General features: G+C 58.2%; 10 protein-coding genes. 1 reads left to right on the forward strand and 9 read right to left on the reverse strand.

Annotated elements, in window-relative coordinates:
* From AAHA41_RS19665 to sixA, 3 genes are all read right to left on the reverse strand, one after another.
* Positions 1-637: DMT family transporter (locus AAHA41_RS19665; protein ID WP_342697336.1), on the reverse strand; the 637-nt coding region annotated here is incomplete at its 3' end.
* Positions 638-805: 168 nt separating this feature from the next.
* On the reverse strand, positions 806-1,012 hold the full coding sequence (locus AAHA41_RS19670; RefSeq protein ID WP_026457339.1) for a DUF1107 domain-containing protein: 207 nt from the start codon (positions 1,010-1,012) through the stop codon (positions 806-808).
* A gap of 133 nt (positions 1,013-1,145) precedes the next feature.
* On the reverse strand, positions 1,146-1,613 hold the full coding sequence (gene sixA, locus AAHA41_RS19675) for a phosphohistidine phosphatase SixA (protein WP_323069083.1): 468 nt from the start codon (positions 1,611-1,613) through the stop codon (positions 1,146-1,148).
* A 162-nt stretch (positions 1,614-1,775) separates the two neighbouring features.
* On the opposite strand from sixA, the gene AAHA41_RS19680 reads away from it, so the two are divergent.
* Positions 1,776-4,562: an insulinase family protein gene (locus tag AAHA41_RS19680; RefSeq protein WP_201929664.1), complete on the forward strand. Its 2,787-nt coding sequence runs from the start codon at positions 1,776-1,778 to the stop codon at positions 4,560-4,562.
* Between the two features lie 329 nt (positions 4,563-4,891).
* On the opposite strand, the gene AAHA41_RS19685 is transcribed toward AAHA41_RS19680, so the two are convergent.
* The 6 genes from AAHA41_RS19685 to guaB all read right to left on the reverse strand — a co-directional run bounded on the left by AAHA41_RS19685 (position 4,892) and on the right by guaB (position 12,867).
* Complete coding sequence (locus tag AAHA41_RS19685) at positions 4,892-5,539, reverse strand: thiopurine S-methyltransferase (RefSeq protein ID WP_323069113.1); 648 nt, start codon at positions 5,537-5,539, stop codon at positions 4,892-4,894.
* A 270-nt stretch (positions 5,540-5,809) separates the two neighbouring features.
* Positions 5,810-7,189, reverse strand: a complete 1,380-nt coding sequence (locus AAHA41_RS19690; RefSeq protein WP_323069081.1) for a leucine-rich repeat-containing protein kinase family protein — start codon at positions 7,187-7,189, stop codon at positions 5,810-5,812.
* Positions 7,190-7,609: 420 nt separating this feature from the next.
* Positions 7,610-8,596 (reverse strand): hypothetical protein, encoded by a 987-nt coding sequence (locus AAHA41_RS19695; protein ID WP_323069080.1) that lies wholly within the window; start codon positions 8,594-8,596, stop codon positions 7,610-7,612.
* A gap of 479 nt (positions 8,597-9,075) precedes the next feature.
* Positions 9,076-9,348 (reverse strand): hypothetical protein, encoded by a 273-nt coding sequence (locus tag AAHA41_RS19700; protein WP_033115211.1) that lies wholly within the window; start codon positions 9,346-9,348, stop codon positions 9,076-9,078.
* A gap of 381 nt (positions 9,349-9,729) precedes the next feature.
* Positions 9,730-11,319: a glutamine-hydrolyzing GMP synthase gene (gene guaA, locus AAHA41_RS19705; RefSeq protein ID WP_201912361.1), complete on the reverse strand. Its 1,590-nt coding sequence runs from the start codon at positions 11,317-11,319 to the stop codon at positions 9,730-9,732.
* A gap of 84 nt (positions 11,320-11,403) precedes the next feature.
* Positions 11,404-12,867 (reverse strand): IMP dehydrogenase, encoded by a 1,464-nt coding sequence (gene guaB, locus AAHA41_RS19710; RefSeq protein WP_041207517.1) that lies wholly within the window; start codon positions 12,865-12,867, stop codon positions 11,404-11,406.
* Positions 12,868-13,021 lie beyond the last annotated feature (154 nt).

Here is a 13,021-nt window from a genome sequence, read left to right on the forward strand (position 1 = left end):
AGAGCGCGCGCGCCTCGGGCAGTTGACCATCCACCAGCAGATAGAAGGGGGTCAGCAGCACCACGCTGCAGAGCACCTGACTGTAGAGCAGCGACCAGTTGTCGAGCCCCAGATCCCACTTCTTGAGCAGTACGCTGTAGAGTGCATAGGTGCCGGCCGAGAGCAGCATGTAGACCGAGCCAATCTGGATGCCGTGGGTAAAAAGCCGGGTCGGATCCCCCTGCCCCAGCAAAATGGCCAGCCCCATGATGGAGAGCAGAGCCCCCAGGATGGCGCCCCAGGTGGGACGCTCGCGCAGCAACCAGATGCTGAACAACACGGTGAGCAGCGGCGTCAACCCCATCATCAGCCCCATCTCGGTGGCGCCCATGGTTTGCGCCGCGTAGTAGCCGAAGGTCTGGTTTAGCACCATGCCAAGCAGCGCCAGCGCGGCGATCTGCCAGATACCGGCACGCAGGCGGGCCCGCTCGCGCCATACCCGGCGAGCCAGAAAAGGGGTCAGAACCAGCGCAGCCACCACCCAGCGGGACCAGGCGAACGCGGCGGGCGACAAGACACCCACCGCCAGTTTGCTGACGACGCCATTGCCAGCCCAGATGGCAATGCAGGAGAGAGGGAACAGAAAGGCAAGGGGCATCAACGGCTCCGGCATCCCGAACGAGAATTGAGCGAGGCAGTATAGGGGGCAACGGGTGAGAAACAAAGCCGTCATCAAGGGAGGCACGAGAGAGAAAACCGGATCGACAAAAACAAATATGCCCGCATAACGCGGGCATATCCGTGCAGAAACACGCTCAGAAGATTATCACGCCGCATCCATGTGCAGTCTGGAGATCAGCTCATTGACCTCGGTGACTGTCTGACGGTGGGGAATGTCCGCCTGGCTCGGCATGAGCAACAAACCGGACTGAAAATCAAACCGCCCCCGACCATGGATATAGATCCGACCTTTAAAGAAGGTTTTGACGTGTTTTGCCACCATCAGTGGCAGGTACTTCTTGAACACTCTCATCGTTTGCAACCTCTTGCAGTTGTATCCGTATGACAGCAGCTTCTGCGAATTAATTCCGTAAAATAATCATAAAAATCCGGAAAACTCGCCCATCTCTTCCCAAAAAATTCAATCTATAACTTTTTATTAACTTTTAGCCTATTGTATGCGGCCCTTCGAGCCAGAGCAAGGATCCTTTGCCATTGTGCCACTCGATGCAGGCAATGCCCGAGGTGGCGAACATGGGGGCTCCGGCGGCCGGACAGAGGTTCTGCACCAGATATCCCACCAGCGGCAGATGGCTCACCAGCATGATCTGCTGATGCCGTTCTGCCAGCGCGGTCAGGTAGCTGGAGACAAAGGCGGGATCACCATAGGGGGTGATGTCACCGCTCTCCTCCACCACGACGGCGTCGGGTAATTCCTTGCATATGGTCTGCCAGGTTTGGCGGGCGCGCAGATAGTTGCTGTGGATCACCCGATCGATACGACCGGTCAGCTGAGGCGCCAACCAGCGGGCCATCAGAAGGGACTCTTCAATGCCCTGCTCGGTCAATGGACGCTGTTCATCAGTTTTCGCATTCATGCCAGCCTGGCCATGACGCATGATATAGATCTTCATTACAACCTCGCCCAACGGGCCTGTTTTGATAGCCGGGGGATCTTACCCCGCCACGGGTGTTGAAACAATTGCGCTACCTCTCAGAAAAGGGTTTGCCTCACTGGGTAGCGGGGTCGATAATCATGTTTAAATTCAAATAAATCCAACGTGAGTCGCCCACCAATGAGCCCATATGCCAGTCCCAATGACCATCGGCAATACCACTATCTGGAGCTGGCAAACCGGCTCAGGGTCTTGTTGATTTGCGATCCCGATACCGATAAATCCGCCGCTTCTCTGGCGGTCAATACCGGCCATTTTGACGATCCGGCCGACCGGCAGGGGATGGCTCACTTTCTCGAACACATGCTCTTTCTCGGTACCGCTACCTACCCCAAGCCAGGTGAATACCAGCAATTTATGAGCCGTCACGGCGGCAGCAACAACGCCTGGACCGGCACCGAGTTCACCAACTTCTTTTTCGAGATCGACAACGGCTTCTTCGAGGCGGGTCTCGACCGGTTCGCCCAGTTCTTCATCTGCCCCACCTTCGATCCGGAGTGGGTCGACAAGGAGCGGAACGCAGTCGACTCCGAATACCGCCTCAAACTGCAGGATGATGTGCGCCGCAGCTATCAGGTGCACAAGGAGACGGTCAATCCCGCTCACCCCTTTGCCAAGTTTTCGGTGGGCAACCTCGATACCCTGGCCGATCTGCCGGGACGGGATCTGCGCTCCGACCTCATCAACTTCTACGAGAGCCACTACAGCGCGGATCGCATGGCGCTGGTGATGATGTCGCCTGCCGACATCGACACCCAGTTGCAGTGGTGCTGTCGCTATTTCGCTCCCATTTTGAATCGCAATTTGGGAACGCCGACTCTCGATATGCCACTCTACCGGCTCGACGACCTCGGCATCCGCATCCAGATCAAGCCGGTGAAAGAGACCCGCAAACTGGCGCTCACCTTCCCGCTGCCCAATGTGGACGCCTTTTATGACAAAAAGCCCCTCACCTTCCTGAGCCACCTTATCGGCTATGAAGGGGATGGCAGCCTGCTCTCCCTGCTTAAAGCGAAAGGCTGGGTCAACCAGCTCTCGGCAGGCGGCGGCATCAGCGGCGCCAACTTCAAGGATTTTGGCGTCAACTTCGGCCTCACCCCGCTCGGCCTTGAACATGTGGACGAGATCGTGGCCTTCCTGTTTGGCTACCTCAAGCTTATCGACCGAGCAGGGCTGCAGGCTTGGCGCTACGACGAGAAGCGCACCGTGCTTGAGTCGGCATTCCGATTTCAGGAGCGCGGCCGCCCGCTCGATACCGTCTCGGGGCTGGTGCTCAACCTCTTTAGCTACCAGCCGGAGGATCTGCTCTACGGCGACTACATGATGCGCGAATATGACGAGGCGCTGATCCGTCGCTTCCTCGCCAAGCTCACCCCGCACAACCTGCGCATGACCATCACAGCGCCGGAGGTGACCACCGACCGGCTGGCCCGCTGGTATCAGACCCCCTACAGTGTGGCGACCATCACCGAGGCGGAGAAGATCCGCTGGCAGCAGAGCGAACCGGACAAGGCGCTGGCGCTGCCCAAGCCCAACCCCTTTATCAGCAGCCGACTCGATCCGCGCACGCCGGAGATCGCCGCCGAGATGCCGGCCTGCCTTATCGATCGCCCCGGCTTTCGCCTCTGGCACCTTCACGAGCACCTCTTTAGCGTGCCCAAGGGCAACCTCTATATCTCCATCGATAGCGAACACGCGGTTAAAAGCCCGCGCCACATCGCCATGGCGCGCCTCGCGGTGGAGCTGTTGGCCGACCACCTCAACGCTCTCACCTATCCGGCGGAGCTGGCGGGGCTTGGTTACCAGATCTATGCCCATCAGGGGGGCTTTACCATCAACCTGAGCGGCTTTGCCGACAAGCAGCCGCTGCTGCTCGACATGATCCTCGGCAACCGCACCCTGGGTTACCCCGATCCGGGCCGCTTTAGCGAGATCAAGGAGGCGCTCATTCGCAACTGGGACAACCAGTCCAAGGCGCGCCCCATCTCCCAGCTGTTCAACCAGCTCACAAGTTTGCTGCAACCCAACAACCCGCCGTTCGAGCAGCTGCTGCGCCACCTGCGCACCGTCGAGCTCTCCGAGATGCCTGACTTCGTGGCGAGCCTCTTTGCCGAGGTGCATATCGAGACGCTGGTGCACGGCGACTGGACGGCGGCCGAGGCGCTGGAGCTGGCGGCGCTGATGGAGCGCCACCTGAGCGACATCAATGGCACCAGCAGCAAGCCCAGTGGCGAGACCCGCCGCCCGCTTATCTCGATTCAGGACAGGGGCACCCTGATCCGCGAGCAGGGCTGTGAGCACGAAGACTCGGCGCTCCTGGTCTACTACCAGTCCCGCACCACCCGGGCACGGGATCTCGCCTGCTTTACCCTGGCCAACCACATCATGTCCTCCACCTTCTTCCACGAACTGCGCACCCGCCAGCAGCTCGGTTATGTGGTGGGGGCAGGCAACCTGCCGCTCAATCGCCATCCGGGTCTCATCTTCTATATCCAGTCGCCGGTGGCGGGGCCCCAGCATCTGCTCGATGCGGTGGAGGAGTTTATCGACCTCTTCCCGCTCGCCATGCTCGAATTTACCGAGCAGCAGTGGCAGGAGAGCAAGGCCGGGCTGCAGGCCCAGCTCAGCGAGCGCGACGCCAATCTGCGCAGCCGCGGCCAGCGGTTGTGGGTCAGTATCGGCAACAAGGACTTGGGGTTCGATCAACGGGAACGGGTCTGCGAGGAGGTGGGCAAGCTGACGCGCGCCGATCTGGTGCGCTTTATCACCCAGCTGCGTTCACGCACCTCCGATCGGCTGATCCTCTGCAGCTACGGACAGGGCCACGAGCACGAGGAGCGGATCACCGGCCAGTTTATCGACGACCCGCGAGCATTCCGGCTCAATGCCGCCACCTTTGAGGCCTGATCAGGCCTCGCATCTCCCCGTTTTTCCTTCCACGGCAAATCGCAGCCAATAAAAAGCCGACCCACGAGGGTCGGCTGGAAAAACCATAACAATTGCGACAAAGCCGCCAAAAGTGAACATGAGCGTGAAAATCAGACACTGAGTTGATGACAGGCAAGCAGGAAACCCCTTGAACTCGCCGTACAATGCCAACAGTGATTGAGAAACAGCCACATCTTAGGCACTCCCCCCGAAAACCACGTTGATCTACGTCAAAGGAGGTAGCGAAGAGTCCACCTGACGACTCATTTGCCCTGCCGGATCACCCTTTGCAGCCCATCTGCCGCCCGTCAGGCACGGCGGATCAGGCGATAGGCCACTTCGTCAAAATAGGAGAGTTGACCGGAGAGCACTCGCGGGTGATCCACCTCGGAGGCCCGCCCCAGCACCTCGACCCGAAAGTCCCGTTCAAACAGCGCCCGCACCTCCATCTCGCCCACCGAGAAGGGCGGCTGGCTCTGCTGCTCCGGCTGATATTCAAGGGTCACCAGCAAGATCTGGCCCCCCTCCTCCACCAGCCGGCTCATCAGCGCCGCATACTGGCGGCGCATCGCGGTTGGCAGGGCGATCAGCGCCGCCCGGTCATAGACCAGTCGATAGCGGCGACCGAGCTCCGGGGCGGCAAAGAAATCCCCCTCGAAGATGCGCAAACTCTCGACCTGATGGCACTGATAAGGGCCCACCTCGCTCACCGTCGCCTTCAGGTGGTTTTCACTGAAAAAGCTGGCGATGGCGACGGAGGAGAGCTCGAAGCCATCGACCGGATGACCCTGCCCGCTCAGCCAGAGCATGTCGCGAGACTTGCCGCACAGGGGCACCAGCACCGGCTCGTCCGGTTGCTGCGCCGACCACCAGGATTGCAGCCAGCGGTTGAAATCTGCCTGATGAAAGCCAATCCGGTTCTCTTCCCAACGCTGATGCCAAAACGCAGCTTCCATCATGATTCCCCATTGCTTACTAAAGAATGCTTACTAAAAGATGCCTCAATATCACAACTTAACCGGCACCACGCAACCCTCTGCCCACGCTTTTTATCGGGCGGCACCCGCCTCTCCCGTGATGGCCAGCGGGGTACTCTGGCCTCTCCCGCAGGCAAAAAGGGGCTTAAACCCATGCCAAAGCAGCATAGGTTGGTAATGATTGATGAGCAAAAGAGGAGGATTTAACGGGCCTAAGAGGGCCTAAGAGGGCCGAAGAGGCCCGCAGGGTCACAACAGGGTGCTGCGTGCCGCCGCGAGCTGATGGCCGATCTCGGCAAAAACGGGCCGCTCGCCATGAAGTTCAGAGAGGCAGGCCGCCGTGAGCTGGTGCAAAGCGGCAAGCTGCGCGTCATCAACATCGCCATCGCAGCGCGCCAACAGCTCCTCCAGCAGACAGCCAAAGGCGCGTACCTCCAGTCGCTCCAGCCCCTGCGCCAGCTCGCGGTCATGCAGGTCATAGAGGGAGGCGGCGCCAAAATCGCCGAGCAGGGCGTGGGCAGAGGGCCCGCGGGTAAAGAGGATATTGTGACCGTAGAGATCCCCGTGCATGATGCCGGCCTGGTGCAGATGACCCGCCACCGAAGCAATCCCCAGGGCCAATGTCAACGCCTCGGCCAGGGTAAAGCGCAGCCCGTCGTCATAGACATCGCGAGTGCAGGAGGCCAGACTCGGCGGCCCCGCCAGATTGGCAAAGGCCGGGTCAATCAATGCCATCACCAGCGCCGGCATGCCGGAGGGGTGATCGGCCACCCGCCCCAAGACGGGGATCAGGTTGGGGTGAGCACCTGCCGCCAGCGACGCCGCCATCTCGCACTGGGGCAAGCCATCGCTGGTCACCGCCCCCTTGAAGATCTTGACCGCCACCTCACTCGTGCCAATGGCATCGCTCGACTCATCGGCTATCCGCTCGGCCATCAGCGGCTCACAGCGCATGCCCGCGCGATGGATAACGCCAGAGGCCCCCTGCCCCAACAGCTCGCCGATCGCAAGGCGCTGCCACGGCAAGCTGGCAACCTGCTCATCGCTGATGGCGCGCGCCTCCGCCCCCTCGCTAAAGGGGTTGCCGGAGTAGGCAAGCCAGGAAAGGCGCGGCAGCGACAGCAGCCACTCGGGGAAGCGTTCGATGCGGTTGGCGGCGATGCGCAGCAGCTCCAGCTTGCGGCAGTTGGCAAGGCTGGCCGGCAGCTCGCGCAGGCGGTTACCCGCCAGCATCAGCTTTTGCAGGGCGTCGCACTGGCCCAGCTCATCGGGCAGCCGTTCAATTGCGTTATCGGTCAGGATCAGCCAGCGCAAACCGGCGGGCAGCGCCTTGGCCGACACGGTGGCAATCCGGTTGGCCTTAAAGCCCACCATGGTGAGCGCCGGGCAGCGCCCCAGCACCTCGGGCAGCTCGGTAAAGCGGTTCTCGGAGCAGAAGATGATGCGCAGTTTGCCAAACCCGGCCAGCTCGTCAGGGAGCGCGCTTAGCTGGTTGCCGGTGAGATCCAGCACCTCCAGCGTCTCTTTCAGGCTCAAAATCTCGTGGGGGAACTCCGTCAGATTTTCAGAGAGCTTCAGATGGCGGGCGCCGCACAGTTCACCCGCGCGCAGCTGTTCCAGAGTATGCATAACCGTTTCTCAATCCTGATGACCTGCCTGATGGCACAGCGACCATCAGCGCGCGCCGAACCCGGGTCCGGCGATTTTAAAGGGGGGCATTATAAAGAATTTGGGGCGCAGATCGCCCCTTTTGTTACTTTGGCAAAGCTCAGCGCTCAGCCACACCATCCCAGCGAATTGACGAAGAGACGTAGGGTGCAATAAGCGCAGCGCATTGCACCGTTTGCCGAGCGGCTTTTGTGCAAGGTATGAGGAACAAAAGTAGAGGTGCAATTTCATTGCACCCTACGGGCTATAGCAGCAACACAACCAGCTGCTCATACAGATAAAGAAACCTCTATTAATTTCATGTACCCTCAACGTCTCATAACGTTTGAATTCACCAGTTTCATGCGTGAGGTCCATTGGAATGATTGGTTAGCCAAAGCATTAGTCCTTGCGAGGGATGAGCTTAGAGACTGAGTCGAAAATATCCTTTACACCGCCAAGAATTTTTTCCTGCTTTTCAGATTCAATGTGCTTTGACGTGGGTGATGAAAAAATTACATTAGTGGCCCCTGTGACTATTTGGTCTCGAACAGCAGGCTCACGTGTAAGGTCACCATAGTTTGGGAGAGACGTAGCGACAGCAGCCTTGTGCGCGTACTCTTCCTCGAAGTCGCGTTCCTTCTTGTATTGCGCGAATGAGAAACCGAATGCAGCATAGAGTGGAAGTAAGATCACAGACCTGATTAAGACTGAAAGCCAAATCAGATCATTTTGCGATCCCGCTGGATTTGAGTTGATGAGAGCATCACCTACCGCAGTAGCAAAGCCGTAAGTTGCGTGAATGCAGTACGCACCGATTAGTAAAGCGATTAATCCCCAAGCAATTCGGCCTCGCAAGAGTATGTCTTTACGAGCAGTAAATGCTTGTGACAGAGATCCAGCGACTGCTGGAGTAATTAAGATTTTGACTTCGTCCCGTAATTTCTCAACTTCGGTTCGTGTCGCAATCAAGCGATCCAATTCCGTAGTAAGGCTAGCGGAGGTCTTCTCGAGATACGCTCCCCCTACGGACAAAAATGGGACTCCGAACATTCGAAGGTGATATGCGAGTGAATCGAGATTCTGCGCGAAATTCTGGAATGACGTCTGATCGCGGGAAGTCCGTAATTGCGCATACAAGTTGTTGACGTTTTGAATTAATCCCTCGATTGTGTTGTAGGCATGCCATGTCAAGTCGCCCCATGCATCGTTGGAATTCAAACCATCAAGAGCTTCTAATACAAAACGTAGTGTTTTCTTAGTTTCCTCAAGACTTAATCCATCGAAGTCAGAGTATGCTTGAGGAAATGTCTCAAGCTCTCTTGGATTTAGGGAAAGAAATTGCTCGTAAAGCGCTTTACAACGATTTAGACGGGTTTCTTTTGACATGTAAAGGTAACTCTCATGTATTGGCGAACAGTGTTTAGATGGAAGGCTGCACTAATCTAATAGCAGAGCTTTTCGTATAACTCAGCTTCATCTCCATAATCACATCAAAAAATCAATTTTAAATCAAAGTGTTACAATAATATCACTGGTAGGTGAGTAGATTCACGTACGCTACCTCACGGCTACTTCGAAGCTTGTTACGTACGACCTATGATGTTGCTTTGCCTTACTTAGTAGGTGACCCCATAGAAGCCAACTCCAAACGACAATCCTAGCTAACAAGGTAGATAAGGAAAGAATGAGGTAGCATTTTCCTGAGCAAGATCAACAAATTAATCAATAAGTACAAATGCTGACCACGCATCAGAGGTAACTGGTGGTGGAAATAAGAAAGACGCCCTAAGGCGTCTTTCGTATCACTGAGATGTGGGCCAAACCGGTTAGGAGCTTTCCCCCTCCCCGCCTTGCCCGCAACCCGATCAGATCGGGGTAATGGAGGTGATATGGGCCGAGCCATCCAGAGACTGGAAGATCTGCACCACGGCTTCGCCATGGATCGGCTGGGCGAGCGGCACAGTGCTCTTGCACTTGAAGCGGTAGTTGGTACCAGCCACCACCTGGGTGGAGACTTCAAAGGGGGTGTACTGTACCCCGACAAAACCTTTCATCGCCTGGTTGAACACTGCCTGATCCTCGGCGGTCAGCTTGTGATATGCGGTCCATCCACCTACCAACACTGCTTGTTCTGACATATCAAACTCTCCGTGCTCTATGATCCCGACTCGTTTGGCCGATCGGGCTGCGCCCCGTTGATTCAAGTGGTTTCCGGTCTCCACCGGGAGTCGCTACCGGTTGGCACGCTGACTCCCCTTTGCCGCATCTCGGCCCTGTTGCCACCCGCCTTGTCTGATAAGGCTTGCTGGCGCTGTATCATCAGGGACCGGTCGCAATGGGCATGAAAGAGCCTAGTGCCGATGCCAAAAATCGCCTCCTGTTAGATGTGACAGGGGCGCGCCGGGGCAAAGCTGCTAGCGGGCAGAAAATTGCGGCGCAAACGATTGGAAAAAGAAAAGACGCCGCAAGGGCGTCTTTTTTGCATTTTTATGCTCGATGGGCAGCAGGGCGCGCGCCGCTTATTCCCATTCGATGGTTGCGGGCGGCTTGCCGGAGACGTCGTACACCACGCGGGAGATACCGTTGATCTCGTTGATGATGCGATTCGATACGTGACCGAGGAAGTCGTACGGCAGGTGAGCCCAGTGGGCGGTCATGAAGTCGATGGTTTCGACGGCGCGCAGGGCAATAACCCAGTCATATTTGCGACCATCGCCCATCACGCCAACGGAGCGCACCGGCAGGAACACGGCGAACGCCTGGCTGACCTGGTTGTAGAGGTCGGCTTTGCGCAGCTCTTCGATAAAGACCGCATCGGCGCGGCGCAGAATATCGCAGTACTCTTTCTTCACTTCGCCAAGGACGCGCACGCCCAGACCCGGGCCCGGGAACGGGTGACGGTAGAGCATGTCGTAAGGCAGACCCAGCTCGAGGCCAACGCGGCGCACTTCATCTTTGAACAGCTCGCGCAGCGGCTCGACCAGACCCATCTTCATCTCTTCCGGCAGGCCGCCGACGTTGTGGTGAGACTTGATGACGTGGGCCTTGCCGGTCTTGCTGGCAGCAGATTCGATAACGTCCGGATAGATGGTGCCTTGCGCCAGCCACTTGGCGTTTTTCAGCTTTTTCGCTTCATCGTCAAACACTTCGACAAAGACGCGGCCGATGATCTTGCGCTTGGCTTCCGGCTCAGCCTCACCCGCTAGCGCGGAGAGGAAGCGCTCTTCGGCATCGACCTTGACGATGTTGAGGCCAAAGTGATCGCCAAACATCTCCATCACCTGGGTGCCTTCGTTCAGGCGCAGCAGGCCGTTGTCCACGAAGACGCAGGTCAGGCGATCGCCGATGGCGCGGTGCACCAGCATGGCAACTACGGAGGAGTCGACACCGCCGGAGAGGCCGAGGATCACTTCATCGTCACCCACCTGCTCGCGGATGCGGGCAACGGCGTCGTCGATGATGGTGGCCGGTGTCCAGAGGCATTCGCAGCCGCAGATGTCTTTGACGAAGTGCTCCAGCATGCGGGCACCCTGACGGGTGTGGGTCACTTCCGGGTGGAACTGCACGCCGTAGAAACGCTTGGCTTCGTTGGCCATGGCCGCGTGCGGGCAGGTCGGGGTCCGGGCGATGGTGGTGAAGTCGGCCGGAATGGTGGTGACCTTGTCACCGTGGCTCATCCAGACATCCAGCAGGGCATTGCCGTTGTCGGCGATGGCATCTTCGATGTTGCGCAAGAGGGCGCTGCTCTTGCCAGCCTCGCCCAGCACTTCGACCTTGGCGTAACCGAATTCACGCTCGGTGGAGGATTGCACCTTGCCACCCAGCTGCTCGGCCATGGTCTGCATGCCGTAGCAGATACCGAACACAGGGACACCGGCGTTGAACACATACTCGGGGGCGCGCGGGCTGCCCGCTTCGGTGACGGACTCGGGGCCGCCGGAGAGGATGATGCCGCTCGGATTGAATTCGCGGATCTGCTCTTCGGTTACGTCCCAGGCCCACAGTTCGCAGTAAACGCCGATTTCGCGCACGCGGCGGGCGATCAGCTGGGTGTACTGGGAACCGAAGTCGAGGATAAGGATACGGTGCTGGTGAATGTCTTTAGTCATTTTATTCCTGCATCAGGCTGATGTTGTCACAAAGGGCACGGGATAAAAAAAGGGTGGAAAAACGGGGCGCAGGGCCCCGTTTTATCAGCCCATCCGATAGTTGGGGGCTTCTTTGGTAATGGTCACATCGTGGACGTGGGACTCTTTCATCCCGGCGCCGGAGATGCGCACGAATTCAGCCTTGGTGCGCATGTCGTCGATGGTGGCGCTGCCGGTCAGGCCCATGGAGGAGCGCAGGCCGCCCATCTGCTGGTGGATGATCTCTTTGAGGCGACCTTTATAAGGCACGCGACCTTCGATACCTTCCGGTACCAGCTTGTCGGCGGCGTTGTCGGTCTGGAAGTAGCGGTCGCTGGAGCCTTTGGACATGGCGCCCAGAGAGCCCATGCCACGGTAGGATTTGAAGGAGCGACCCTGATAGAGCTCGATCTCGCCCGGCGCTTCTTCAGTACCGGCGAACATGGAGCCGACCATGACGCAGCTGGCGCCCGCGGCGATGGCCTTGGCGATGTCGCCGGAGAAGCGGATGCCGCCGTCGGCGATAACCGGTACACCGGTGCCTTCCAGCGCATCAACGGCATCGGAGATGGCGGTGATCTGGGGCACGCCCACGCCGGTTACGATACGGGTAGTACAGATGGAGCCCGGGCCGATACCGACCTTGACGGCGTTGACGCCGGCAGCAACCAGCGCCTTGGCGCCAGCGGCGGTCGCGACGTTGCCACCGATGATCTGCAGATCCGGATAGGCTTCGCGGGTGGCTTTGATGCGATCCAGCACACCCTGGGAGTGGCCGTGGGAGGAGTCGATCAGCAGCACGTCAACACCGGCTTCCACCAGCGCAGCGACGCGCTCTTCGTTGCCGGCACCGGCACCAACGGCAGCACCGACCCGCAGACGACCCTTGTCATCTTTACAGGCGTGGGGCTTGCGCTCGGCTTTCTGGAAATCTTTAACGGTGATCATGCCCTTGAGTTTGAAGTCGGCGTTCACCACCAGCACTTTTTCGATACGGTGCTTTTGCATCAGGGCAACCACCTCTTCGCGAGGGGCCCCTTCACGCACGGTGACCAGACGATCTTTCTGGGTCATGATCTGTTCAACGGTCTGGGAGAGGTCAATCACGAAGCGCACGTCACGGCCGGTGATGATACCGACCAGCTGATTGCCGTCAGTCACCACAGGGTAACCGGCGAAGCCGTTCTTGTGGCTCAGCTCCTTGATTTGGGCGATGGTCATGTCAGGGCGCACGGTAACGGGGTCAGTGACCACGCCGCTCTCGTACTTCTTGACCTTGCGCACTTCGGCAGCCTGCTGCTCGATGGACATGTTCTTGTGGATAAAGCCGATACCGCCTTCCTGGGCCAGTGCGATAGCCAGACGGGCTTCGGTCACTGTGTCCATAGCAGCGGAAATCATCGGGATGTTCAAGCTGATGGCGGAGGTCAGCTTGGTACGCAGATCGGCAGTATTGGGAAGAACTTCGGAGTGGGCGGGAACCAACAGTACATCGTCGAAGGTTAACGCTTCTTTGGCAATCCTGAGCATGGCAATATCTCACCGTTGAGGAAGTGGGGGTGTAAAATATTGCCGACGAAGTTTACTCACGGATTGGTCACTGGTAAAGAAGTTTTTTGAATTTTTTATGGCGTAGCCCTCATTTAGGAGGCCAAAACGCCAAAAAACCAAGATTATCAGTACG

Origin of the sequence: Aeromonas sp. SER, from assembly GCF_038739615.1 — a bacterium.
Taxonomy (GTDB): Bacteria; Pseudomonadota; Gammaproteobacteria; order Enterobacterales; family Aeromonadaceae; genus Aeromonas; species Aeromonas jandaei.